Raw genomic sequence first — 24,018 nt, forward strand, 5'->3', positions numbered from 1 at the left:
AAAATGCTACCTATATTATACCCCATTTAGGGGAGAATAGGTAGCAAGTTTTTTATTCGCTATCGAGCAAGAGTTCTTTTGGTTGTTTTCTAAGGAGATTGCTTGAAGCAAGTGTCATAACAAGAACGACTAGAACTAAAGCAAGGACAAAGACGATGATAAAGTCTGATGTCTGAATGGAAATGTCTAGGCTCGACAAGGTCTTGCTAAAGCCATCTACTTCAGCACCTCCACCAAGGTTAGAGGCTTGAGCAGCCTTGCTGGCTTGCTTGGCAATACCTGAAGTAACATTGGCAAGGACGGTGTTTCCGATTGCACGAGCTGTATAGTTGGCTAGGAAGTAAGCAGAAACGAGAGCAGGGATGGCAATCAGGATAGATTCGGTGATGAATTGCCCCAAGATACTTGCCTGCTTGAGACCGATAGAGAGGAGAATTCCCACTTCCTTGCGACGGGCGTTGATCCAAAGACTAAGCAAGAGTGCAAGGAGAAGGACTGAGAAGCTCAAGCTACCCCAGAAGAGGAGATTGGCCATCTTGTACATACCAGAGATGGATTGCTCTAGAGCTGGGTAGTTAGAGGAGCTCTTCACAAGTGTGTAGCTCTTCCAGTTGATACCACTGATGCCATTCAACTCTTTCATGACGTCATCCAAGTTCTTGTCTGCTGTTACAAAGAAGGTTGCGTCCCCATAAATAGCTGTATCTTCTGTGTATCCATAAAGTTTTGCAGCAGTGTGAATGTCTGTGATAGCTGTATTTTCATAGAGTTCTTGTGAGTAGGTTACTGCTGACTTATTGTGACCATCAAAGAGTCCCTTAATTGTCACTTCGACTGTTTCCTTGGCACCTTTTTCATTGTCTGCGTCGTAGACATTGGAGTCCAGTTTAACCTTGTCCCCTACTTTCCAGCCGTGTTTGGCTGCCAAGTCCTTGTGCATGAGGATCTTGTCCTTGTCGTCGTTGGTTAAGTGCTCTCCTTCGACCAGTTTATAAGAACCAGAGACAAACTTGTCTTCTTTTGAGGAGTCATTGACACCTGTAATCATCAAACTGCTTCCAAAACGCTTGGCACGGTCAGCAGTGAGATTTTTCTTAGTTTCTGGCGTTTCGATGAGGTCATATCCAGTCAAATCTCCGATAGCATTGATGCGTTTAACATAAGACTCGATGGCCTTATTTTCAGTGATTTTTTTGATATCCTCACCCTTGATATTCCCAGCACCACGTGGCGTTCCTTGATTGACGCGACGATTGATTTGCATGGAGAAGCTATTGGTGATATTTTTAAAGGTCTCCTGAGAAGCCTTGGCAGTAGCTCCCTTGATCGACAAGCCGACCAAACTCAAGCTCGCCATGAGGAGAATAATCAGGAAGATAACAATCGATTTGAAAAACTTCCTTGTAACATAGGCAAATGCGTTGTGTAACATAGGTTCCCTTTCTAGATTTGATTTAATAATTCTATCAAAACAAGCTCATCTTATTTTGTTGTATTGCGAGTTTCAGTCAGTTTCTTGTCCTTCAATTCAAGTGTAATATCTGACGCTTGTGCCACTTCTTTACTGTGGGTGACAACGATTACACATTTACCTGTTTTCTCAGCAAGTGACTTGAGCAGTTCGATAATATCTCCGGCAGTTTTAGGGTCCAGATTTCCTGTTGGCTCATCAGCAAGAATAACTGGAGCTTCTGATACCAGACTACGAGCGATGGCAACACGTTGCTGTTGACCACCTGATAACTGGAGAACATTCCGCTTGATCTGACTTTCATCCAAACCAAGCTCAAGAAGTGTATCCTTGCTGGCCTTTTTGTTGACCAAGCGGATATTTTCCAGCGGAGAAAAATAATCTATCAAGTTATAATTTTGAAAGACCAGGGAAATATGGTGCATGCGATGGTAAGAATATCCCTTATTCCGAATGTCCTCTCCTTGGAAAAGGATAGAACCTTCAACAGGGCTATCTAGACCAGCCAGTAGGGACAAGAGAGTGGATTTCCCTGCTCCTGACTCACCAATGATACTATAAAATTTTCCGGGTTCAAAATTATACTTGATCTGATATAAAACTGCTTCAGCAGTGTTCTTATAACGGTAGGTAACATCTTGCAATTGTAATAAAGTCATGATTTCTCCTTCTTAACTAATAGATGATAAAATTTCTTTCGGCGATTTTCTAAATAAGAATAGGAAACAAAGGGCTACAGACAAGCAACCAATCAGTAGCAGAAAGACATAGGATTCTGCAAAGGATAGGAGACTGGTTGATAGACTGCTTGCTTTAGCTAGTGTGTCTTGTAAGGTTGCTTGATCTCCACTGGCTAGTACAGTTTGGAGTAGATAGGATGTGATGGCCTTTCCAGCGATAAAGGATGGAAGCAAAGCTCCAAGAGATACCAACACCACCTCTAAACAGAACTGTAGGAAGATTGAGCTCTTGCCTTTTCCAAGTGCCAGTAAAATCCCCACTTCGTAGACCCTTTCTCTCAACCAGAGAGATAAGACCAAAATTAAGGCTCCAGCTCCTGCTATCAACATCCCATAAAGGAAGATAGTGAGGAAGGTTTGGAAGGTTGCTACTGAGTCCTTGATTTTTTCAAAGGCCTTGTTTTCCTTCTCTACTTGGTAGCCGTTATTTTCCAAGGCCAAGTTTTCCACCTGCTTCATGAGACCGTCCATTTCCTTAGGATTTTCTACATAGAAGCGCGCTGCACTAACTTGAGGTTCACTATTCCCCAAAAGGGTTTGGCTACTTTCATAGTCTGTAAAGACCTGGTTTTCACTGAAGTCAGAAGATAAGCCTGTAAATTTCTCTTGTTTTTTACCAGAAAAGATGCCGACAATTTCAAACTCAACTGTTTGTCCTTTGCCAGATTCTGACTGTCCAGCATCTAAGCGAATCTTGTCATGAAGCGAAAGGCCGTTCTTCTTAGCCAACTCTTCGTGGATGAGGATTTTCTTTGAATCCCCTTTTTGAAGGTGTCGTCCTTCTTTCAGATTGAAAGCCGAACTGGTAAAGGTAACATCCTTGGATGAATCCTCAAGAGCCGTTAAGCTAACCAAGTTCTTGTCCGCAGCGGACAAATCATCACGTTCAACGCTCTGCTCACCACTCACCGCTTCCTTGTCTTTTAATTTTGCGACTGTCTCGAGTTCAGGAGAGACAGTCTCCAGTCCCTTAATCTTGCTCACGGATGATAAGTCCGATAACTTGAAGGTCTGTCCATTTTCTATCTTCTTAATAGAAAAAGATGTATTGAGTGATTTGTAAAGATTGGTTTCTACTGTTTTGTTGGACTTCATCAGCGTCAAACAGGCTGAAATTCCTGCTAAAAGAACAAATAAAATCAGAAATAAAATAAAACTTCTCAGTCGTTTTCTGCTGACATAAGCCCAAGCTCTTTGGATTGGATTCATTTGTCACCTCCATATTTGTAAGACTATTATAAAATCCAAATATGAAATGTTTATGAAATCGAAAAAACTTTTTGATTTATTTTTTTTTTAAAAAACAAAAAGCTAGCAAACGCTAACTTTTCTTCCTATATAAACAAACAATTTACTAATCTAAAATCCACACCATTCTATAAATGATGGGTATCATCTTTCAGCTAAGTATTGCTTAATTTCTTCAGCTTTTAATTTCCTGACTTGTGTTTGAGGAAATTCTTGATAAGGAAAATGGAGAAACTCGATTCAACTATTCTGATAAAATAACAGCTTTTGATACCGATCTTTCGACTTTCAAAATCAGCCCCTAATCTTCTTTGGAATAACAAAAAGAGCTAGCCAAAGCTAACTCTTACCTTATGCGGAGAGAGGGACTTGAACCCTCACGACCTAAAGCGGTCACAGGATCCTTAGTCCTGCGCGTCTGCCAATTCCGCCATCCCCGCGTCGATTACTTTACTAGTATATCAACTTTCAAAATCTTTGTCAACACTTTTTTCAGATTTTTTTCATTTTTCCAAGGGAATCATTCTTTAATTTCAGACAGATTTTCATCTAGCAATTTAGCTCCCAGAGTGTTTTTAAAATGTCCAAGAGCAAACTGATGATGTTCTGGCCAGATAGAGGCAACCGCAGGTTTGACAACTTCAATGTCATAACCTAAATTATAAGCATCAATAGCCGTATGAAGGACACAAATATCGGTCAGAACCCCCGTCAAGATAACTGTAGTAACCCGACGTTCTCTCAGGCGAATATCGAGGTCCGTTCCTGAAAATGCTGAATAGTGACGCTTGTCCATCCAAAAGACGCGACTATCGTCCTTATTTTCCGCATAGAAATCAGCTAGGGGGCCATAGAGGTTACGGCCACTAGTCCCAATGATGTTGTGCGGTGGAAAGAGCTTGCTTTCCGGGTGGAAGGTATCCTTCTCCTCATGAGCATCAATAGTGAAGAAGACATAGTCTCCTCGATCAAAAGCCAGTCTGGTTACTTGATTGATGGCATCTGATATAGCTTGAGCTGGTGCTCCAGCAGTTAGCTTTCCGTGGTCTGCTACGAAATCCTCTGTATAGTCGATCGAGATTAAAGCCTTTGCCATTAGTAGTCCCTCTTTTTCACTTCCTCAAAAATATCACCAATTAGAACTTTGAGATAAGTCCCCTTCATTCCGAGTGAACGGCTCTCAATAATTCCAGCCGACTCCAATTTACGAAGCGCATTGACAATCACTGAGCGCGTAATGCCAATACGATCTGCAATAACTGATGCAGTCAGCTGCCCTTCATTTCCATCCAATTCAGCTAAAATGGCTGATACGGCACGAAGTTCTGAATAGGAAAGGGTATTAACCGCCATGGTAACAGCAGTACGACGGCGAATATTTTTCTCATCCTCTTCACGTTGGAAGTTCAACAGTTGAATCCCTACCACCGTGCTCGCAATCTCGACAAGAATCAAATCTTCATCTTCAAATTTCTTATCATTGCGCCAAATGATCAACGAACCTAGGCGAATCCCTGACACATGAATCGGAGCAATGGTCGTCAAACCATCTGGAAAATCCGCACGGCTCTCTACAGGGAAAATGGTCAAATCATGTTCAACAGGAAGGTTGGCTTCCGTATCATAGATCATGTTTGCACCTTGAATATAATCATCTGGAAAAATCTTTGTTTGAAAAAACTGCTCTACACGATCTGTATTCGTTTTATAACGCATGAAGTAGCCTAAAAGGCGTCCCTTGCTATTCACAATACAAGCGTTACAATCAATAATATCTGCCAACTGGCGTGTAATCGCATTGTAAGGAAGTTCATCTTGAAGTTGCTCCTCTGAGCGTTTCAAAATAGAAGTAATTTTTCTTGTTTTTTCTAATAAGTGTGCCATTTTTTACCTCGCATTTAATCGCTACCATTATAACATAAAGAGCGTGAATTTTCAATTATTATCTGAAAATTGCTTATTTAATTGCAATTTTGAACAGCAAAAATATTTTAGAAAAAAGCGATTTTTTTATTGACATCCTATTTTATTTTTGATATTATAACATTATAAGAAGATGACATGGTAAATCCCTTTCCGTTTCACCTATCCTTTACTATCACCATCTTCTTTTACTATCGGTCTCCTTATATATAAAAGCGATTCACAGTGTGAATCGCTTTTTTCTATTTGTCTCCTTTGTTACGAATAACAAAGCCGGTTTTCTTTTCACTTGAAGTGTTGTGAGGTTTTTTATTGTCTTTATTACGGTAACGTCTGTCTTTATCAAAACGATCGTTTCCGCGGTTGCCTTTCTTGAAGTCATCACGGCGACCATTGCCACGGCGATCACGATCTCGACGGTCGTCTCCACGACGACCTCCTCGACCTCCCTTGCCTTTGCCACCAAAGCCATTACCTGATGGTTTAAATGGCAGTGGTTTTTCACGCGCAATCTCCACTTCAGGAAGGCTGTCTGGATCTTGGACTGTCAGACTCAAGATATACATTGCCAATTCTTCTGGACTAAATTCGGCAGCTAACTTACGAGCATCCTTAGCAAATTTCTCAAAGTTCCCACGAATAGTTTCATCCGCAAAATCGCGTTCGATTTTCTTGAGAGCTACGTGTTTTTTTGCTTGGAAGGCTTCTTCTACACTTGCAGGTTTGAGACCTTTCATGCGTTTCTTAGTTAAGTTTTCAATGATTTGGAGGTAGCCCATTTCATTTGGTGATACGAAAGTAATAGACTGACCTGACTTACCAGCACGACCTGTACGACCGATACGGTGAACATAACTTTCAGGATCTTGTGGAATATCGTAGTTGTAGACATGGGTCACACCTGAAATGTCCAAACCACGGGCTGCCACGTCAGTCGCTACCAGAACATCCAGATTGCCATTTTTAAAATCACGAAGGACACGAAGACGTTTGTTTTGGTCCAAATCACCATGAATTCCTTCTGCACGGAAACCACGGATTTTAAGACCACGAGTCAATTCATCTACACGGCGTTTGGTACGACCAAATACGATAGCAAGCTCTGGTTGTTCCACATCCATAAGACGTGTCATGGTATCAAATTTCTCTTGTTCCTTGACACGGATATAGTATTGGTCCACCAGTTCTGTTGTCAATTCCTTAGCAGCAATCTTCACATGCTCAGGTTCTTTCATAAACTGAACACCGATACGTTTGATAGCATCTGGCATGGTTGCTGAAAAGAGTAAGGTTTGACGACTTTCAGGAACACGAGAGATAATAGCTTCGATATCTTCAAGAAAGCCCATGTTGAGCATTTCGTCCGCTTCATCAAGGATGAGGGTTTCAATATCGTGCAATTTCAAGGCCTTCCGTTTAATCAAGTCCAAGAGACGGCCTGGTGTTCCTACCACGATGTGGGCACCAGATTTAAGAGCCTTAATTTGTTTTTCAATGCTTGATCCACCATATACTGAGCGAACTTTCACTCCTTTGCTACGGCCAAAGCGGAACAGTTCTTCTTGGCTTTGGACAGCGAGTTCACGAGTTGGAGCGATAACCAAGGCTTGGATGGTCGCTTCTTCTGTACGGATTTTTTCAAGGGTTGGCAAGCCAAAGGCTGCAGTTTTTCCTGTACCAGTCTGAGCTTGACCGATAACGTCTTTTCCTTCGAGAGCCAATGGAATGGTCTGTTCTTGGATGGGACTGGCTTCTACAAATCCAGCTTTTTCAATCTCTGCTAGCAATTCAGCAGACAAGTTAAATTCATTAAATTTCACGTTATTCTTCTTTCTAAAGGTGGTGCGAAGCCACCCTATAGGGCTTTAGTTTATACTTTTCTTTTCATGACGTATCTTCTACAAAAAAGAGATACCGTGTTGCTTCTTTTCCACGAAAGAAAAGTACGAGTTTCTTTGCAACCTATCTAGTATAACACAAGACTAGAGCAAAAGATAGTAGAATCCTTTGGGAAAATCATGTAAACGATTTTCTAACAGTAAAGTAGCCCGAAACTGGTTTTTCAAAGGAAATGAAGGGAGCATTTCAAGCTCACTTCATTTCCCGTAGCAGATTTGTGCAAAAGTTTTTTTCTTGTGCTAGAATTAAATCAAATAGGAGGATTTAAAAATGTTAACATACGATTTAATTGTCATTGGATTTGGTAAAGCCGGTAAGACTTTGGCTGCTAAGATGAATGCGGCTGGAAAAAAAGTTGCTGTCATCGAGCGCAGTAAAGCGATGTATGGTGGTACTTGCATTAATATTGCTTGTATCCCAACCAAGACTATGATTGTAGCGGCTGAAAAGGGCTGGTCATTTGACGATACCATGAAAGAGCGTGGTGCGGTGACTGGTCGTCTTAACGCTAAAAATTATAAAATGTTGGCCGATAATGGCGTTGATGTCATTGATGCAGAGGCACATTTCGTGTCAAATAAGGTGATCGAGATCCAGGCTGGTGACGAAAAACAAGAAATGACTGCTGAAACAATCGTCATCAACACTGGCGCTGTTTCAAACGTCTTGCCAATTCCTGGACTTGCTACAAGTAAAAATGTCTTTGACTCAACAGGTATCCAAAACTTGGACAAATTGCCTGAAAAACTTGGAGTCCTTGGTGGTGGAAACATCGGTCTTGAATTTGCTGGACTCTACAACAAACTTGGTAGCAAAGTCACAGTCCTAGATGCCTTGGATACATTCCTTCCTCGTGCAGAACCTTCCATCGCAGCTCTTGCTAAACAATACATGGAAGAAGACGGTATTGAATTGCTTCAAAACATCCATACTACTGAAATCAAAAACGACGGTGATCAAGTCCTCGTCGTAACTGAAAAGGAAACTTACCGTTTCGATGCCCTTCTCTACGCAACTGGACGTAAACCGAATGTAGAACCACTTCAACTTGAAAATACAGATATTGAACTAACGGAGCGTGGTGCTATCAAGGTCGACAAACACTGCCAAACAAACGTTCCTGGTGTCTTTGCAGTTGGAGACGTCAATGGTGGACTTCAATTCACCTACATTTCACTTGATGACTTCCGTGTTGTCTACAGCTACCTTGCTGGAGATGGCAGCTACACACTTGAAGACCGTCTCAATGTACCAAACACCATGTTCATCACACCAGCTCTTTCTCAAGTTGGCTTGACGGAAAGCCAAGCAGCTGATTTGAAACTCCCTTACGCTGTTAAGGAAATCCCTGTTGCTACTATGCCTCGTGGTCACGTAAATGGAGACCTTCGCGGAGCCTTCAAAGCTGTTGTCAATACTGAAACAAAAGAGATTCTCGGTGCAACTATCTTCTCAGAAGGTTCTCAAGAAATCATCAACATCATCACTGTTGCTATGGACAACAAGATCCCTTACACTTACTTCACAAAACAAATCTTCACTCACCCAACCTTGGCTGAGAACTTGAATGACTTGTTTGCGATTTAAGTTGAAGTCTTATCTTATCTCACAGCCCTATTTGGGCTGTTTTTGCTTCTGCGAAATCTCATACTCTTCGAAAATCAAATTCAAACTACGTCAGCTTCACCTTGCCGTACTCAAGTACAGCCTGCGGCTAGCTTCCTAGTTTGCTCTTTGATTTTCATTGAGTATCAAATCTGTCTTTTCCCTCTTTTATGATATAATAGAAACATGAAATTAAAAACTACTTTGGGACTCCTAGCTGGGCGTTCATCTCACTTCATCTTGAACCGTCTTGGTCGTGGAAGTACGCTCCCTGGAAAACTTGCCCTTCAATTTGATAAAGATATTTTACAAAATCTAGCTAAGAACTACGAGATTGTCGTGGTCACTGGAACCAACGGAAAAACCCTGACAACTGCCCTCACTGTCGGCATCTTAAAAGAGGTTTATGGTCAGGTTCTGACCAATCCAAGCGGTGCCAATATGATTACAGGGATTACGACAACCTTCTTGACGGCCAAATCCTCTAAAACTGGGAAAAACATCGCCGTTCTAGAAATTGACGAGGCCAGTCTATCTCGTATCTGTGACTACATCCATCCTAGCCTTTTTGTCATTACTAATATTTTCCGTGACCAGATGGACCGCTATGGTGAGATTTATACGACTTATAACATGATTTTGGATGCCATTCGTAAAGTACCTACGGCTACTGTTCTTCTAAATGGCGATAGTCCGCTTTTCTACAAGCCATCTATTCCAAACCCAGTACAGTATTTTGGTTTTGACTTGGAAAAAGGGCCAGCCCAACTGGCTCACTACAATACCGAAGGTATTCTCTGCCCAGACTGTCAAGGCATCCTCAAATATGAACTCAATACTTATGCCAACTTGGGGGCCTATATCTGTGAAAATTGTGGTTGCAAACGTCCTAATCTCGACTATCGCTTGACAGAACTAGTTGAGTTGACCAACAATCGTTCTCGCTTTGTTATTGACGGACAGGAATACGGTATTCAAATCGGTGGACTCTACAATATCTACAACGCTCTCGCTGCGGTTGCTATTGCCCGTTTCCTCGGTGCAGATTCGCAACGGATTAAGCAAGGATTTGATAAGAGCCGTGCTGTCTTTGGACGCCAGGAAACCTTCCATATCGGTGATAAAGAATGTACTCTCGTCTTGATTAAGAATCCAGTCGGTGCAACTCAGGCTATCGAGATGATTAAACTAGCGCCTTATCCATTTAGCCTATCTGTCCTTCTCAATGCCAACTATGCTGACGGAATAGATACAAGCTGGATCTGGGATGCTGACTTTGAGCAAATTACTGATATGGACATTCCTGAAATCAATGCTGGTGGTGTTCGTCATTCTGAAATCGCGCGTCGTCTACGAGTGACAGGCTATCCAGCTGAGAAAATCACTGAAACAAGCAATCTGGAACAAGTTCTCAAGAACATTGAGAACCAAGACTGCAAGCATGCCTATATCCTAGCTACCTATACGGCTATGCTGGAATTCCGCGAACTACTGGCTAGTCGTCAGATTGTTAGAAAGGAGATGAACTAATGGTTTATACTTCACTTTCCTCAAAAGCTGGCGACTACCCTTATCAGCTCAACATCGCCCACCTCTACGGAAATCTTATGAATACCTACGGGGACAATGGAAACATCCTCATGCTCAAGTATGTGGCTGAAAAACTGGGGGCCCATGTGACAGTTGATATCGTTTCTCTCCATGATGACTTTGATGAAAACCACTACGATATCGCCTTTTTCGGTGGGGGTCAAGACTTTGAACAAAGTATTATCGCTGGAGACCTACCTGCTAAAAAAGAGAGCATCGACAACTACATCCAAAACGACGGTGTGGTTCTAGCCATCTGTGGTGGTTTCCAACTATTGGGACAATATTATGTTGAAGCTTCAGGCAAACGCATCAAAGGTCTAGGGGTCATGGGCCACTACACCCTCAACCAGACTAATAACCGCTTTATCGGTGACATCAAGATTCACAATGAAGACTTCGATGAAACCTACTATGGATTTGAAAATCATCAGGGCCGTACCTTCCTCTCAGATGACCAAAAACCACTGGGACAGGTTATCTATGGAAATGGAAACAACGAAGAAAAGATCGGCGAAGGGGTTCATTATAAGAATGTCTTTGGTTCCTATTTCCACGGACCTATCCTCTCACGTAATGCCAATCTAGCTTATCGCCTAGTTACTACTGCCCTCAAGAAGAAATATGGTCAGGACATCCAACTCCCTGCCTATGAAGACATTCTCAGTCAAGAAATCGCTGAAGAATACAGCGACGTAAAAAGCAAGGCAGACTTTTCTTAAACTAAAGAAAACTATATCAAAGAGCTCCGCTATCATATCGGAGTTCTTTTTGCCTGCTCTTTTACCCTTCTCCCTTGCATTTTCTCTCTTTTTTTGCCAAAATAGAGGGGTAGAAAGAAGGTAGCATATGTCTAAATTACAACAAATCGTAACATATCTTGAATCAGAAAAACTAGACGTCGCTGTCGTATCTGACCCCGTCACTATCAATTACCTCACTGGCTTTTACAGTGATCCCCATGAACGCCAAATGTTCCTCTTTGTTCTAGCGGATCAGGAACCTCTCCTCTTTGTCCCAGCCCTTGAAGTGGAGCGTGCAACCAGGACCGTTTCCTTCCCAGTTGTAGGCTATGTGGATTCTGAAAATCCATGGCAAAAAATCAAAAATGCTTTGCCTCAGCACGACTTCAAACGTGTCGCTGTTGAGTTTGACAATCTCATCTTGACAAAATACCATGGTTTGAAAACAGTTTTTGAAACTGCTGAGTTTGAAAATCTCACTCCTCGCATCCAACGCATGCGCCTCATCAAATCAACTGATGAAGTGCAAAAAATGATGGTTGCAGGGCTCTATGCTGATAAGGCTGTAAAAGTTGGTTTTGACAATATCTCTCTTGATAAAACAGAGACAGATATCATTGCCCAAATCGACTTCGCCTTAAAACGTGAAGGCTATGAAATGAGTTTTGATACCATGGTATTGACTGGTGATAATGCTGCAAATCCACACGGAATTCCTGGTGCAAACAAGGTCGAAAAAGACGCCCTTCTCCTCTTTGACCTGGGTGTTATGGTCAATGGCTACGCATCAGATATGACTCGTACAGTCGCTGTCGGCAAACCAGACCAATTCAAGAAAGATATTTACAACTTGACCCTTGAAGCCCAACAAGCTGCTCTTGACTTTATCAAACCTGGTGTGACTGCTCATGAAGTAGACCGCGCTGCCCGTGAAGTCATCGAAAAAGCTGGTTACGGTGAGTACTTTAACCACCGTCTCGGTCACGGTATCGGTATGGATGTCCACGAATTCCCATCTATCATGGAAGGAAATGACATGGTCATTGAAGAAGGCATGTGCTTCTCTGTTGAACCAGGTATCTATATCCCTGGTAAAGTCGGCGTTCGTATCGAAGACTGTGGTGTTGTTACCAAGGATGGCTTTGACCTCTTTACAAGCACCAGCAAAGACTTGCTTTATTTTGATTAATATTCATCTAATACTCAATGAAAATCAAAGAACAAACTAGGAAACTAGCCGCAGGCTGTACTTGAGTACGGCAAGGCGACGTTGACGCGGTTTAAATTTGATTTTCGAAGAGTATAAAATCTTCCCACAATAAAACGCATAGTATCAAGGTTTTTCAACACTTGATATTATGCGTTTTTCTGATTTTTAGAACTTTTCTCCAGCCGCTTTACTTAATTTTCTTAATACTTTGACTAAGCACAAACCCTACAACCATTCCCACGATATTTTGCAGGAAGTTTGGTAGGATTTCTGGTAGGGCTGCTGCCCAGCCATTCATCAAAGTTGAACCCAAGGCGTAGCCTCCTACCATCGCAATAGTAGCTAAGATAAGGCCTAGCCATTGCCATCTTCCTTTAAATCCTGCGAAAAATCCCTGCAAGCCATGGTTGATCAAGCTAAAGAACATCCACTGTGGATAGCCTGATAAGAGGTCAATCAAGAAACCTGCTAGACCTCCGACTACAGCCCCTTCACGACTACCAAAGTAGAAGGCTGCAAAGAAGATACCCGCATCTAAGAGAGTTAGAATGCCTGTTGGTGTTGGAATCTTTAAGAAATAACCTAGAACCACAGAAAGGGCGATTAAGAGGGATACAAGGGCGATTTTAGTTGTTTTGGTTTGCTTCATATTGTCTTACTCCATATTGATCTGCTTGTGCAATAGCACGGTAAACGAAAGCCTTAGAGCTTTCTACTGCTGGTAAAAGTTCATCCCCTTTAACCAAGTGACTGGCGATGCTTGAGGCAAAGGTACAACCTGCACCAGCATTTTGTCCTTGGATAACAGGATTTTCTAGGACAGTAAAACTTTGTCCATCATAAAAGACATCTACAGCCTTGGACTGACTAAGGCGATTGCCTCCCTTGATAATGACTGCTGGCGCTCCTAAATCATGCAATTTCTGCGCTGCAGCTTTCATATCTTCCAAGGTCTCAATTTTCTGACCTGCTAGCAATTCAGCCTCAGGAAGATTGGGCGTAATCACGCTAACATGAGGGAAAAAGAGAATCAACTCTTTACAGAGTTCACTGACAGCCACATCGTGCGTTTCCTTGCAGACCAAGACGGGATCCAATACAACAGGCACTCCTGGACGTTGCTTGATAAAGTTCAAGGCTTTCTCAGCCACACTGACAGTAGGGAGAAGACCAATCTTAATCCCTGCAAATTCCACATCACGCAAGCTATCCAATTCATGTTGAAAAATGGCATCGTCAGTTGGAAAGACTTCAAAGCCCTTTTCAGTCAAGGCTGTCAAACAAGTCACTGCTACAAAGCTATGCAAGCCGTTCAAGGTATAGGTAGCCAAATCAGCTGACAAACCACCACCACTAAAAATATCATTTCCAGAAAGTGCTAAAATACGATTATTCTTCATAACGAATCTCCTTTAAATACAAGCCATTTGGTGCCGCAGTGGGACCTGCAAGCTGTCTGTCTTTTTTCTCCAAGATCAGGTCAATCTGCTCAACTGGCATACGGTTGTTGCCGATCTTGAGAAGTGTCCCCACCATATTGCGAATCTGTTTGTAAAGAAAACCATTTCCAGCAAAGGTAAAGGTCAAAAACTGCCCTGTCTCATCGACTGTTAAACTCGCTTCTGTGATGGTGCGAACCTTGTACTCTACACTGGTTCCAGATGCTGTAAAACCGGTGAAATCATGGGTTCCCTCTAGCTTTTTGATTGCCATCTGCATCCGCTCCACATCAAGCGGATAGGGAAAGTGAGTAGCGTAGTGACGACGCATAGGATTTTTGGGGCGCCCTCTATCCACGATAAACTCATAAGTCTTGCTATGTTTTGCATAACGACAATGAAAATCATCCGCCACAATCTCAATCGAAATCACATCAATATCTTCTGGAGACTGGGTATCCAGAGCAAAACGGAGTTTTTCCTCATCCATCTGATAGGGCAGGTCAAAATGAATAACCTGTCCTAGAGCATGAACCCCACTATCAGTCCTACCAGCACCGTGAACAGTGATGGCTTGCCCCTTATTGAGTCTCGTTAACGTTTTTTCAATTTCTTCCTGAACGCTCCGCGCATGAGGCTGCCGCTGAAAACCAGCAAAGGCATAACCGTCATAGGAAATGATTGCTTTATATCTTGTCATAACTTCTATTTTATCAGGAAAGTAGTCTCGTAACAAGCTACAAAATTTAAAATTGTCCGGGTACAAAAAATTGAAAAAGAAAAACTTAGGAAACCAATCCTAAGCTCTCTTTTGAAGTGCGTACATAACAAAGATAGAAGTGACAATCAACCAGCAGCCTAGAATGGCGAAGACCAACATACCGTTTTGAGTCACCAAGCCAATCGCCCCAAGAATGAAAGGTGTGGTAAAGGCACCAAAGCTACATCCTAACACTGCGAAGGAAGTTGCCTGATTAAGGAGCTTGGCTGGAATTCTCTCCGATAAAATCTGAAAGACAGTGGTCAAGGCCACACTATAAGAAAAACCTGCCACAACACTTCCAATTACCATCACACCCAATGACGGAGACAAGGCAATCACAATTTGCCCCAATCCAAAGGCGATACCTGACCAAAGGAGCAATTTTTCTTTAAATAAAGAGATGAAGAAAGAAAAACTCACACCAGCCAAGATACCAATCAACTGCATGATACTTAAAACCAAGCTCGATAACTGGGCATCTCCTAGACCTCTTTCCACCATCAGACTAGGAATACGAATGGTGATAGCCGTATTGGTGCAGACAACAACTGCTGCTTCGACAGCCAATAGAAAAATTAATCCTTTCATCTTTCCTGTCAAACGAGTCGATTCGGTCTCTTTTTTCTTTGTTTCTTTCTTTTCTTTCCCATAAGGGACAAAGAGCAGATAAAGAATCAATACTAAAAATCCCGCACTGTAGGCCAAGAAGGTCACTGTCCATCCCAAGGATAAGAGTTGACCGACCACTAGAGTCAAAATCGATGCCCCGACAACTTCTGCTGATCCGCGAAGACCCAACATCTGAATCCGTGTCTTTCCATGATAGCGTTCGCTGATGATAGAAATAGCCTTGGCATTGATCATCCCAACACCCAAGCCAAATAAAATCCGCATCGCAAAGACAAAGTTGTACTCCTGATACCAGAAGGGAGCTGTTCCACCGATAGAGAGGATGAGAAGGCCCAGACTAATCTGAAGTCGCTCAGGAAACAAACGCTCCAAAAAACCATTTAAAACCAGCATAATCATGATTCCAAAAGAAGGGAGACTGACCAGGAGCTCGATTTGTTCTTTAGGGTAGCCTTGATAGTAGTCAAACATGGCTGGCAGAGCACTTGAGATGGAGAAGGAGGTAATCAAAACGAGGGAGAGGGCCAAAATACTAGCCCGTTCTAAAAATTGTTTCATGAATTTTCTTTCTGTATATTTCTCACTGTTGATCCTTTTAGAAGGAAGATGGCAAGAAAAGAAGGAGCCCGATTGAACTAAAGACTCCGTCCTAACTTTCCTAATAGGAAGACTATTTTCGCTTGATTTGCTTGATCAGATAGAAGATGAAGCCTGCAACCATATACGCTGCAAAAATGATCAAACACCATTTGATGACCACGTCCCAACCCTTGTTCACATTTAAAAAGAAATAAGGGAAGGGATTGTCCTTGGAATTCGGAATATTGAGTTTTAAGACCAGGCCGTTAAACAAGGCAAAAATCATATAAACCAAGGGCAAGATGGTCCACAAGACTGGATCCCAGATCTTGTATTGACCCCGTTTATCAAAGAAGAGGGTGTCGGCTAAAAACCAGAGTGGAACGATATAGTGGCAAAGGAAATTTTCCACACGGTAAAAGTCTGTCGCGATCGGAGCAAGCATAAAATGGTAAATCACACAGGTAATCATGATACTCATGGTAACGCCACCCTTGAGACGAAGCAAGGTCGGACTTTGCCAATTTTCACCTGAACGGCTCATCACACGGAGCAGATAGCCCGTGAAAATCGTTACCAAAAGATTGGACAATACTGTGTAGTAAAGGAGCATACCAAAACCACCATGCTTGGTGATCTCTAAATAAACTCCTGTAAATGCCGCTAAGAACAAGAGCACACGACTATAAAAGATAAATTTGTAGTTCGTTTTCATAGCTAGATTTTCTTAACAAACTCTGACTTCAATTTCATAGCTCCAAAACCATCAATCTTACAGTCGATGTTGTGGTCACCTTCTACGATACGGATATTTTTAACACGAGTTCCTTGTTTCAAATCCTTTGGTGCACCTTTTACTTTCAAGTCCTTGATAAGGGTCACAGTATCGCCGTCAGCCAGTTTATTTCCATTGGCATCGATAGCAACTACACCTTCTTCTACTTCTGCAACTTCTGCAGGATTCCACTCATAGGCACACTCTGGGCATACCAAGAGATTTCCATCTTCGTAGACATATTCTGAATTACATTTTGGGCAATTTGGTAAATTGTTCATGGGTTCTCCTTATAACATTTCACTATTCTTTGAAAATCAAAATTTCTCGAACAGCAACTATTATACCGTAAAATCCTACTTTTGACAATGTGTCCTAAGTCTAGCAGACAAAAAAGTCATGCAACTTTTCACAGTTACATGACTTTTAAAAGATGATTGGTCATGGGCACTTATCAAGCACCTCATGATAAAAGGGGTAGCAACTATATCTTACAAACCAGGAGCTTGTCCAAGTTCTGCTGCAACCATCCAAACTGTTTTCTCAAGTTCAGCCTTAGCACCAACAAAGATATCGTTTGTAACATCATCGCCTTCTTCATCTGTCACATCCAAAGCTTTTTGGAAAAGAGCGATGAGGTAGCGGTAAATCGCTAGAACACGTTCCAAGCTTTCTTCAACGTTACGGAATTCTCCTTCTTCTTCTTCGATTTCACTGTGTTGAAGGAATTCTGTCAAAGTTGAGTAAGGTTTGCCACCAAGGGTGATCAAACGTTCGCTGATTTCGTCAAGATAGCCATCAAGACTGTCCATGTATTCATCCATTTTTGGATGCCATACCATGAAGCCACGACCACGCATATACCAGTGAACTTGGTGAAGGGCAATGTGAGCCACATACAAATCCGCTACTGCTTGGTTCAATACTTCCCTTGTTTTTGCCAATGCTACTGGCGCTGTTTTAGATAATGTTGTAACGTCTTTTACTGCTTCTTTTTTCAATTCAACCATATTTCTTACCTCTTTTCTTTTTTTATAACCACCTTATTAGTGGTTACAGTATAAGTATACTACTACCATAAAACGATAGCAAGAAAAGTGTACTATCTGAGAAAAGTTGTAATAGACTGATAATTTAAGAAAAATCTAGCTTTAGTTTATTAGCTGACTTGATTGGATTTACTTGAAAATTGGCTTTGGTACAAATCATAATAAAAGCCTTTTTCTTGGAGCAAGCTTTCATGATTTCCCTGCTCAATAATCTGTCCATCCTTAAGAACGAGAATCTTGTCTGCTTCTTGAATGGTAGAGAGACGGTGGGCGATGACAAAGCTAGTTCTTCCCTTCATCAAGCGTTTCATAGCTTTTTGAATCAAGAGTTCCAAACGGGTGTCAACAGAGGAAGTTGCTTCATCCAGAATGAGAATTTTAGGATTGGCTAGGAGAGCACGCGCGATGGTCAAGAGTTGTTTTTGCCCGAGGGAAATATTGCTCGACTCTTGGTTCATCTCCATGTTGTAACCACCAGGAAGAGTTCGGATAAAGTGGTCTACATTTGCTGCTTTGGCAGCTTCTATTATTTCCTCGTCACTGGCGTCAAGATTTCCAAAACGTAGGTTTTCTTTGATCGTACCTTCATATAGCCAAGCATCCTGCAAGACCATCCCAAACTGACGGCGATAGTCTTGACGTGACAACTGGCGAATATCCTGCCCGTCAACCAAGATTGCGCCTGCTGTGACATCGTAAAAGCGCATAAGCAGATTGATCAAGGTCGTCTTACCAGCTCCAGTAGGACCAACAATCGCCACCATCTCTCCCGGTTGAACTTCTAGATTAAAGTCTCGAATCAATGGTTTGTTTTCAACATACTGGAAGTCAACATGTTGGAAGGTCACCTGACCTGTTAAGGGTTCAAGGATTTCGAGTTCTTCTCCCTTGACTTCCTCTGTCTCATCCAAGATATCGAAGATGCGGTCTAGCGAAGACTTAGCACTTTGCATTTGACCCGCAAGTTGTGTGATGTTTTGGATAGGCTGGCTGACCTGCCAAACGTACTGAACAAAGGCCTGCATATTCCCCACTGTCAAGCGACCCGCAATCACTTGCAAACCACCAAGAACTGCAACGATCAGATAGGTCAAGTCCGATACAGCATGAAGGGCTGGCATCATGAGCCCAGAGATAAAGCTGGCTTTAAAGCCAACACGTTGGAGGTCGTCTGTAATCTTAGAAAATTCTTTATGAGAAGTTTCCTCACGACCATAGAGCTTCAAGACATTAAAACCTGTGAGATTTTCCTGCACATAACCATTCATCCGTCCTAAAATAGCCGCCTGCTCTTTAAAATAAGGTTGAGAACGTTTCAGGATGCTTCTGGCACCGAAATAGGTCACTGGAATGGATAGAATCACCACTATAGCCAGTTGAAAGTTCAAGTATAAAACCATTCCCATGACGAGAACAATCGTCAGAACGCCATTGACAATTTGGAGAAAAGACTGTTGAAGAGCATTAGACACTGTCTCAACGTCACTGGTAAAGCGCCCCAATAAATCGCCAAATTGGTGTTTGTCAAAGAAAGACACAGGGATACGATTGATCTTTTCAGTCATTTCATTTCGCAGATCCTGAGTCATGGACTGGACCGCATTGGTCATGAAATAATTGGAATAATAAGACCCAAGTTCATACAAGAGCCCTCTAAAGAGGTAAATGATTAAAACTGTCCCGATGTAGCCAGTATTGATGCTAGCACCTGAAAGGCCATTAGCCATATCTAAGAGATTCTTTGTCAACTCCGTAATGGCTAACCCCAAGACAAAAGGCTCCAAGACACTCATGACTACGCTTAAAACTTTTAGAAAAACCGCAAAAAAGACAGAAAAACGGTAGGCTTTCAAATAGCTCCACAAACGAGCCAAACTAGATTGTGTTTTCATATTTCCTCCTATTCTTCTGTTAGAGATGCATTTTTCAACTGCGACTCAGCAATCTCACGATAGATGGCATTGGTCTCCATCAATTCCTCATGTCGACCACGACCTACGATTTCACCCTTATCCAGAACGATGATCTGGTCCGCATCCATGATGGTTCCGACACGTTGAGCAACAATTAAAACCGTTGCATTCTGTGTTACTTCCTTGAGACGACGGCGCAAAATGGCATCCGTACGATAATCCAAGGCTGAGAAAGAATCGTCAAAAATATAGATATCAGGATTCTTTATAACCGCTCTGGCAATTGAGAGACGTTGTTTCTGTCCTCCGGAAAGGTTGCTTCCACCTTCAGCTAGATGGGTCGCAAAGCCTTCTTCTCGGCTTTCGATAAAATCTTTAGCTTGCGCCACATCCGCTGCCTGATGTAGGTCTTTGTGACTAGCATCTTCCTTCCCATAGCGGATATTTTCAGCGATAGTTCCTGTAAACAGCAAGGCCTTCTGCGGGATAAAACCAATCTTTTGACGGAGAGACTTGAGGCGGTAATCCCTCACATCGACACCATCAACCTTGATTTTCCCAAGTGTGACATCGTAAAAACGAGGAATCAATTGCACAAGAGAGGACTTGCCCGATCCGGTCGATCCGATAAAGGCAATGGTTTCACCCGGTTTAGCGCTGAAAGAAATGTTATGCAAAACAGGATTTTCCGTCTCGCCAGGATAGGCAAAGGTGACATTTTCAAATTCCAAATATCCGTGGGTTGCTGTCTCTCTGACTCCTCCTTCATTGGGATCAATAGAAATCGGCATATCCATGACTTCTTTCAAACGTTCACTCGAAACGGCTGTACGAGGATACATGGTGAAGAGATTGGATAGGAAAAGGAAGGACAAGAGGGCGTGGAAACTATATTCGATAAAGGCTACTAGGTCCCCAATTTGCAAGCTTCCTTGTTTGATAGGGTCCAGAGCAAACCAGACAATGGCTACAATCATGGCAATGATAATCTGAACAAACAAGGGTTCCGTCAAACCGGTTAGTTTAAACAGACGATTAGAATTAGCTACATAGACCGCATTTTGTCCTGCAAAGCGTTCCTCTTGAAACTCCTCACGGGCAAAGGCACGAATGACACGGAGTCCCATTAGATTTTCCCTGGCATATTGGTTTATCTTATCTAAGGTAGCCTGCTGTTTCTCTGATAATGGTCGAGTCTTGACCGCTACATAAATGACCACCACGGCTAAGAAAGGTACTGCAAAGGCCACTATCCAGGCTAATGACGGACTGGTCAGGAAGATCATTAAGATACTAGACAGCATCATCATGGGGGTGATGACACCCAGTTTTAAGGTCTGTTCTGCAAACTGCATGAGAACAAAGGCATCACTGGTAATGCGAGTAACCAGTGAAGACACTCCAATCTTTTCATATTCATGATGAGAATACTCTTGTAATTTGGCATAGAGATCATCTCTCATATCCTTGACCATATTGGTCGTCAGCTTACTAGCAGCATAAGCCAAGACTATACGCCCCAAGGTTCCACATAGGATAATCACCAGCATAATTGCAGCCCAAACATACAATTGCTGTTCATTCCCTTTATTCACACCTTCATCAATCATCCGAGCTAGAACAGTTGGCAGTCCAAGATTGACGACAACAAAGAAAACCGCTCCAAAGAAATCCAAGAATAACCACTTGGGGTATTTTTTCAAATAAGACCAAATATAGAGCATAACTCTCCCTTTCATAACTTTTTGATATAGAAAAGAGCGCGCATCTGCACGCCTTTCTTTCCCTAAGGAACTTTCCTAGTCTAGAAAAATCCCTCTTTCACAAGAATGCTCCAAGTAAAAATAAGACAGGCAGTCAAAGTCACTTAGTACTTTTAACTGTCTGTCTGGAATAAGCTAGATTATTTTACAAAATCAAGCAATGCCAAGAAGCTTTCAGCTTCAAGTGACGCACCACCAACAAGGGCACCGTCCACATCTGGGCAAGCCATGTATGAAGCGACGTTTTCAGGTTTAACAGAACCACCGTATTGAACACGAACTTTGTCCGCAACTTCTTGACCAAAGTCAGCAGCTACAACGTCACGAACAACTTTACACATTTTTTGTGCGTCGTCTTGTGAAGCTGATTTACCAGTACCGATAGCCCAGATTGGCTCGTAAGCAATAACTGTTGAAGCAACTTGTTCAGCAGTCAATCCAGCCAATGCAGCAGATACTTGAGCACCTACGAATTCAGCTGCTTTACCAGCTTCGTAAGTTTCAAGTGACTCACCACAACAGATGATTGGAAGCATACCGTTTGCAAAGATTGCTTTTGCTTTTTTGTTGATGTCTTCGTCAGTTTCATGGAAGTAGTCACGACGCTCTGAGTGACCGATAACAACGTAGTCAGTACCGATTTCTTTCAAAACTTGTGGGCTAGTTTCACCAGTGAAAGCACCTGCATTTTCAAAGTAGCAGTTTTGAGCAGCAACTTTAAGGTTTGAACCTTTAGCCACAGCAAGAACAGTTGTCAAGTCAAGTGCAGGAACTGCGATACCTGCTTCAACAAGGTCTGATGAAGGAAGTTTTGAGGCAACGGCTTCAACGAATGCTTTTGCTTCTTCTGGATTTTTGTTCATTTTCCAGTTACCAGCGATAAATGGTTTACGTGACATTTCACATACCTCTTTTTTCATTTTATTCACTATTATTCTATCATATTTATAAGGAGCTTGCAAACCTTACTCTAATTTTCAAAATTTTTCAAGCGACTAATTTTGCCACAAATTCATGGCATCGAGGAAATCAGCCGAAGCCTGAACTTGTTTGGGATTATTCGCTTCTCGCTCTGCTCGTTTGGCCTCTACTTGGGCAACAGATTGAATGCCTTCATGCCGCCAATTCCGAAGGATGGCTTGAATATATTTCCAGTTTGGCTTGCCATTGAGAACGGCCTCTCGGAGAGCTTCCTTGATTAAATCCACCTTAACTCCGTCTTCTTTGACAGTCTTAGAAAGATCTTCGATTTCAAATGGTGTTAATAAGCGTCCCAATTCCTGCTGAAAAGTTTCAACCAGATCCTTCAATTGATTCTGCGGGTTTGGAGCAGTTGTAGCTGGAGTTTGGCTATCTAACAAGCTATCCAAGCGTTCAAAAGCCAAACTAGCATTAAAAATCAGCTCAATTTCTCCATTTAGTTCAATGGTCCGATATTGTAGCAAACCATTTTCAGTCAAATTCGAAATGGATTGGTTGACATCTGCCACTTCTTTCCCAATAATTTCAGCAATCTGGCTAGGCGAAACATCTCCTAGGGCTGTGGTATTTTGTAAATAGAAAAATTGCCAGACGAGAAAATCTTCGCTGGAAGGAAAGAGTTCCTTAAAATGCAAGAGCAGGGCACTTGGCAAAACCAAGTTCCCTGATTTAAAAGCGTCAAAATATGTCATAATTCCTCTTATAAATATCCAAATGAAGCTGCATCGTCCTCTACCTTTTTCCAGTCAAAAGGAGTTTCCTGATAAACGGCATAGTTAACCCAGTTACTGAAAAAGAGGGCAGCTGATGAAGACCAACAGAGACACGGTGTCTCATTCACATCATCATTTTTGAAGTAATTTTCCGGAATGTGAGGATCAAGTCCTGCCTCACAATCACGAAAATACTCTTTTGCTAGAGTATCACGGTCATATTCTAAATGACCAAAACTATAAATCTCACGAAGATCCCGACTGGCTAAAATAGAAACGCCGACTTGTTCTCCCTCAGAGAGGATTTCCAGATTGGTTTTTCCTAATATCTCTTCCTTATAGATTTCTGTATAACGAGAATGGGGAGCTACATAGCTATCATCAAAACCACGAAAGAGAAGATGGCCCTCTTTCAAGGTATCCTGCGGGTAAATGCCTGACAATTTCTGCTCCATCTGGTGTTTATCAACTCCATAGCGAGCATAAAGACCTGCTTGGGCACCCCAGCAGATATGAAGGGTCGAATAGACATGGGTCTTGGACCACTCAAGCACCTGACTGAATTCCTCCCAATAGTCCACTTCCTCAAATGGTAAATGCTCAATCGGAGCCCCTGTGATAATCATCCCATCAAAATACTCGTCCTTGACTTCAGGAAAAGTTTTATAAAAAGTCTCCATATGCTCTGCACGAGTCGTCTTGGAACGGTGGCTCTCCATATAGAGAAAGTCTATGTCCAATTGCAAAGGAGTATTTGCTAAATGCCGTAACAACTGGGTCTCTGTGACCACTTTTTTGGGCATTAGGTTTAAAATCAAAATTTTCAAGGGACGGATATCTTGGTGGGCCGCACGTTGATCATCCATGACAAAGATATTCTCTGTCCGTAAAATCTCAACAGCTGGCAATTTTTTATCAATTCTAATCGGCATAACCTTCTCCTAACTGTACTCTTTTAGAAATAATTGAATGTGTTTGAAGTCA

General features: G+C 42.1%; 22 protein-coding genes and 1 tRNA gene. 4 read left to right on the top strand and 19 right to left on the bottom strand.

Annotated elements, in window-relative coordinates; genetic code table 11:
* Window positions 1-52 precede the first annotated feature (52 nt).
* The 7 genes from vex3 to ACXYSL_RS02325 all read right to left on the bottom strand — a co-directional run bounded on the left by vex3 (window position 53) and on the right by ACXYSL_RS02325 (window position 7,202).
* On the bottom strand, window positions 53-1,432 hold the full coding sequence (vex3, locus tag ACXYSL_RS02295) for an ABC transporter permease subunit Vex3 (RefSeq protein ID WP_458623844.1): 1,380 nt from the start codon (window positions 1,430-1,432) through the stop codon (window positions 53-55).
* A gap of 50 nt (window positions 1,433-1,482) precedes the next feature.
* Window positions 1,483-2,130 carry an ABC transporter ATP-binding subunit Vex2 gene (vex2, locus tag ACXYSL_RS02300; protein ID WP_458623845.1) on the bottom strand — a complete coding sequence of 216 codons (648 nt, stop codon included), beginning with the start codon at window positions 2,128-2,130 and terminating at the stop codon, window positions 1,483-1,485.
* Window positions 2,131-2,142: 12 nt separating this feature from the next.
* Window positions 2,143-3,420: an ABC transporter permease gene (locus ACXYSL_RS02305; protein ID WP_458623846.1), complete on the bottom strand. Its 1,278-nt coding sequence runs from the start codon at window positions 3,418-3,420 to the stop codon at window positions 2,143-2,145.
* Window positions 3,421-3,813: 393 nt separating this feature from the next.
* Window positions 3,814-3,899: transfer RNA gene (locus ACXYSL_RS02310), tRNA-Leu, on the bottom strand.
* A gap of 80 nt (window positions 3,900-3,979) precedes the next feature.
* Complete coding sequence (locus ACXYSL_RS02315; RefSeq protein WP_458623847.1) at window positions 3,980-4,555, bottom strand: cysteine hydrolase family protein; 576 nt, start codon at window positions 4,553-4,555, stop codon at window positions 3,980-3,982.
* Entirely contained in the window at window positions 4,555-5,343 is a 789-nt protein-coding gene (gene codY, locus ACXYSL_RS02320) for a GTP-sensing pleiotropic transcriptional regulator CodY (RefSeq protein WP_000940727.1), read from the bottom strand. The genes ACXYSL_RS02315 and codY overlap by 1 nt, the downstream gene beginning before the upstream one ends.
* A 281-nt stretch (window positions 5,344-5,624) precedes the next feature.
* Entirely contained in the window at window positions 5,625-7,202 is a 1,578-nt protein-coding gene (locus ACXYSL_RS02325; protein ID WP_458623848.1) for a DEAD/DEAH box helicase, read from the bottom strand.
* A 349-nt stretch (window positions 7,203-7,551) separates the two neighbouring features.
* On the opposite strand from ACXYSL_RS02325, the gene ACXYSL_RS02330 reads away from it, so the two are divergent.
* From ACXYSL_RS02330 to ACXYSL_RS02345, 4 genes are all read left to right on the top strand, one after another.
* Window positions 7,552-8,868, top strand: coding sequence for an FAD-containing oxidoreductase (locus tag ACXYSL_RS02330; protein WP_000958903.1), 1,317 nt, complete (start codon window positions 7,552-7,554; stop codon window positions 8,866-8,868).
* 204 nt (window positions 8,869-9,072) lie between these two features.
* Window positions 9,073-10,416 carry a lipid II isoglutaminyl synthase subunit MurT gene (murT, locus tag ACXYSL_RS02335; protein ID WP_458623849.1) on the top strand — a complete coding sequence of 448 codons (1,344 nt, stop codon included), beginning with the start codon at window positions 9,073-9,075 and terminating at the stop codon, window positions 10,414-10,416.
* On the top strand, window positions 10,416-11,198 hold the full coding sequence (gene gatD / locus ACXYSL_RS02340; RefSeq protein WP_458623850.1) for a lipid II isoglutaminyl synthase subunit GatD: 783 nt from the start codon (window positions 10,416-10,418) through the stop codon (window positions 11,196-11,198). The genes murT and gatD overlap by 1 nt, the downstream gene beginning before the upstream one ends.
* A gap of 127 nt (window positions 11,199-11,325) precedes the next feature.
* Entirely contained in the window at window positions 11,326-12,408 is a 1,083-nt protein-coding gene (locus ACXYSL_RS02345; RefSeq protein WP_458623851.1) for a M24 family metallopeptidase, read from the top strand.
* 208 nt (window positions 12,409-12,616) lie between these two features.
* Here the strand turns inward: ACXYSL_RS02345 and ACXYSL_RS02350 are convergent, their stop codons facing one another.
* The 12 genes from ACXYSL_RS02350 to metA all read right to left on the bottom strand — a co-directional run bounded on the left by ACXYSL_RS02350 (window position 12,617) and on the right by metA (window position 23,966).
* The gene (locus ACXYSL_RS02350) at window positions 12,617-13,078 is read right to left on the bottom strand and encodes an ECF transporter S component (RefSeq protein WP_458623852.1); all 462 of its coding nucleotides are present in this window, start codon (window positions 13,076-13,078) and stop codon (window positions 12,617-12,619) included.
* Window positions 13,056-13,829: a bifunctional hydroxymethylpyrimidine kinase/phosphomethylpyrimidine kinase gene (locus ACXYSL_RS02355; protein ID WP_458623853.1), complete on the bottom strand. Its 774-nt coding sequence runs from the start codon at window positions 13,827-13,829 to the stop codon at window positions 13,056-13,058. Before ACXYSL_RS02355 ends, ACXYSL_RS02350 begins: the two co-directional genes overlap by 23 nt.
* Window positions 13,819-14,568, bottom strand: coding sequence for a tRNA pseudouridine(38-40) synthase TruA (truA, locus tag ACXYSL_RS02360; protein WP_061588344.1), 750 nt, complete (start codon window positions 14,566-14,568; stop codon window positions 13,819-13,821). Before truA ends, ACXYSL_RS02355 begins: the two co-directional genes overlap by 11 nt.
* 99 nt (window positions 14,569-14,667) lie before the next feature.
* A complete protein-coding gene (locus ACXYSL_RS02365; protein WP_096421856.1) occupies window positions 14,668-15,819 on the bottom strand; it encodes an MFS transporter in 1,152 nt (383 codons plus the stop codon).
* Between the two features lie 112 nt (window positions 15,820-15,931).
* The gene (locus ACXYSL_RS02370; protein WP_084910792.1) at window positions 15,932-16,555 is read right to left on the bottom strand and encodes a Pr6Pr family membrane protein; all 624 of its coding nucleotides are present in this window, start codon (window positions 16,553-16,555) and stop codon (window positions 15,932-15,934) included.
* 2 nt (window positions 16,556-16,557) lie between these two features.
* Complete coding sequence (locus ACXYSL_RS02375; protein WP_001061598.1) at window positions 16,558-16,896, bottom strand: zinc ribbon domain-containing protein YjdM; 339 nt, start codon at window positions 16,894-16,896, stop codon at window positions 16,558-16,560.
* A 210-nt stretch (window positions 16,897-17,106) separates the two neighbouring features.
* Window positions 17,107-17,625, bottom strand: a complete 519-nt coding sequence (locus tag ACXYSL_RS02380; protein ID WP_000229898.1) for a Dps family protein — start codon at window positions 17,623-17,625, stop codon at window positions 17,107-17,109.
* Window positions 17,626-17,774: 149 nt separating this feature from the next.
* Window positions 17,775-19,556 (bottom strand): ABC transporter ATP-binding protein, encoded by a 1,782-nt coding sequence (locus ACXYSL_RS02385; protein WP_458623854.1) that lies wholly within the window; start codon window positions 19,554-19,556, stop codon window positions 17,775-17,777.
* An 8-nt stretch (window positions 19,557-19,564) separates the two neighbouring features.
* Window positions 19,565-21,301: an ABC transporter ATP-binding protein gene (locus ACXYSL_RS02390; RefSeq protein ID WP_458623855.1), complete on the bottom strand. Its 1,737-nt coding sequence runs from the start codon at window positions 21,299-21,301 to the stop codon at window positions 19,565-19,567.
* 179 nt (window positions 21,302-21,480) lie between these two features.
* The gene (gene tpiA / locus ACXYSL_RS02395) at window positions 21,481-22,239 is read right to left on the bottom strand and encodes a triose-phosphate isomerase (RefSeq protein ID WP_458623856.1); all 759 of its coding nucleotides are present in this window, start codon (window positions 22,237-22,239) and stop codon (window positions 21,481-21,483) included.
* Between the two features lie 96 nt (window positions 22,240-22,335).
* Window positions 22,336-23,013, bottom strand: a complete 678-nt coding sequence (locus tag ACXYSL_RS02400) for a DnaD domain-containing protein (RefSeq protein ID WP_458623857.1) — start codon at window positions 23,011-23,013, stop codon at window positions 22,336-22,338.
* Between the two features lie 8 nt (window positions 23,014-23,021).
* Window positions 23,022-23,966, bottom strand: a complete 945-nt coding sequence (metA, locus tag ACXYSL_RS02405; RefSeq protein WP_001122695.1) for a homoserine O-acetyltransferase MetA — start codon at window positions 23,964-23,966, stop codon at window positions 23,022-23,024.
* Between the last annotated feature and the right edge of the window lie 52 nt (window positions 23,967-24,018).

It is taken from the genome of Streptococcus sp. V913 (genome assembly GCF_054353455.1).

Bases quoted from the DNA above. Each gene is read 5' to 3' on its own strand.
- vex3 (WP_458623844.1), bottom strand. From the start codon at position 1,432: ATGTTACACAACGCATTTGCCTATGTTACAAGGAAGTTTTTCAAATCG.
- vex2 (WP_458623845.1), bottom strand. From the start codon at position 2,130: ATGACTTTATTACAATTGCAAGATGTTACCTACCGTTATAAGAACACT.
- ACXYSL_RS02305 (WP_458623846.1), bottom strand. From the start codon at position 3,420: ATGAATCCAATCCAAAGAGCTTGGGCTTATGTCAGCAGAAAACGACTG.
- ACXYSL_RS02315 (WP_458623847.1), bottom strand. From the start codon at position 4,555: ATGGCAAAGGCTTTAATCTCGATCGACTATACAGAGGATTTCGTAGCA.
- codY (WP_000940727.1), bottom strand. From the start codon at position 5,343: ATGGCACACTTATTAGAAAAAACAAGAAAAATTACTTCTATTTTGAAA.
- ACXYSL_RS02330 (WP_000958903.1), top strand. From the start codon at position 7,552: ATGTTAACATACGATTTAATTGTCATTGGATTTGGTAAAGCCGGTAAG.
- murT (WP_458623849.1), top strand. From the start codon at position 9,073: ATGAAATTAAAAACTACTTTGGGACTCCTAGCTGGGCGTTCATCTCAC.
- gatD (WP_458623850.1), top strand. From the start codon at position 10,416: ATGGTTTATACTTCACTTTCCTCAAAAGCTGGCGACTACCCTTATCAG.
- ACXYSL_RS02345 (WP_458623851.1), top strand. From the start codon at position 11,326: ATGTCTAAATTACAACAAATCGTAACATATCTTGAATCAGAAAAACTA.
- ACXYSL_RS02350 (WP_458623852.1), bottom strand. From the start codon at position 13,078: ATGAAGCAAACCAAAACAACTAAAATCGCCCTTGTATCCCTCTTAATC.
- ACXYSL_RS02355 (WP_458623853.1), bottom strand. From the start codon at position 13,829: ATGAAGAATAATCGTATTTTAGCACTTTCTGGAAATGATATTTTTAGT.
- truA (WP_061588344.1), bottom strand. From the start codon at position 14,568: ATGACAAGATATAAAGCAATCATTTCCTATGACGGTTATGCCTTTGCT.
- ACXYSL_RS02365 (WP_096421856.1), bottom strand. From the start codon at position 15,819: ATGAAACAATTTTTAGAACGGGCTAGTATTTTGGCCCTCTCCCTCGTT.
- ACXYSL_RS02370 (WP_084910792.1), bottom strand. From the start codon at position 16,555: ATGAAAACGAACTACAAATTTATCTTTTATAGTCGTGTGCTCTTGTTC.
- ACXYSL_RS02375 (WP_001061598.1), bottom strand. From the start codon at position 16,896: ATGAACAATTTACCAAATTGCCCAAAATGTAATTCAGAATATGTCTAC.
- ACXYSL_RS02380 (WP_000229898.1), bottom strand. From the start codon at position 17,625: ATGGTTGAATTGAAAAAAGAAGCAGTAAAAGACGTTACAACATTATCT.
- ACXYSL_RS02385 (WP_458623854.1), bottom strand. From the start codon at position 19,556: ATGAAAACACAATCTAGTTTGGCTCGTTTGTGGAGCTATTTGAAAGCC.
- ACXYSL_RS02390 (WP_458623855.1), bottom strand. From the start codon at position 21,301: ATGCTCTATATTTGGTCTTATTTGAAAAAATACCCCAAGTGGTTATTC.
- tpiA (WP_458623856.1), bottom strand. From the start codon at position 22,239: ATGTCACGTAAACCATTTATCGCTGGTAACTGGAAAATGAACAAAAAT.
- ACXYSL_RS02400 (WP_458623857.1), bottom strand. From the start codon at position 23,013: ATGACATATTTTGACGCTTTTAAATCAGGGAACTTGGTTTTGCCAAGT.
- metA (WP_001122695.1), bottom strand. From the start codon at position 23,966: ATGCCGATTAGAATTGATAAAAAATTGCCAGCTGTTGAGATTTTACGG.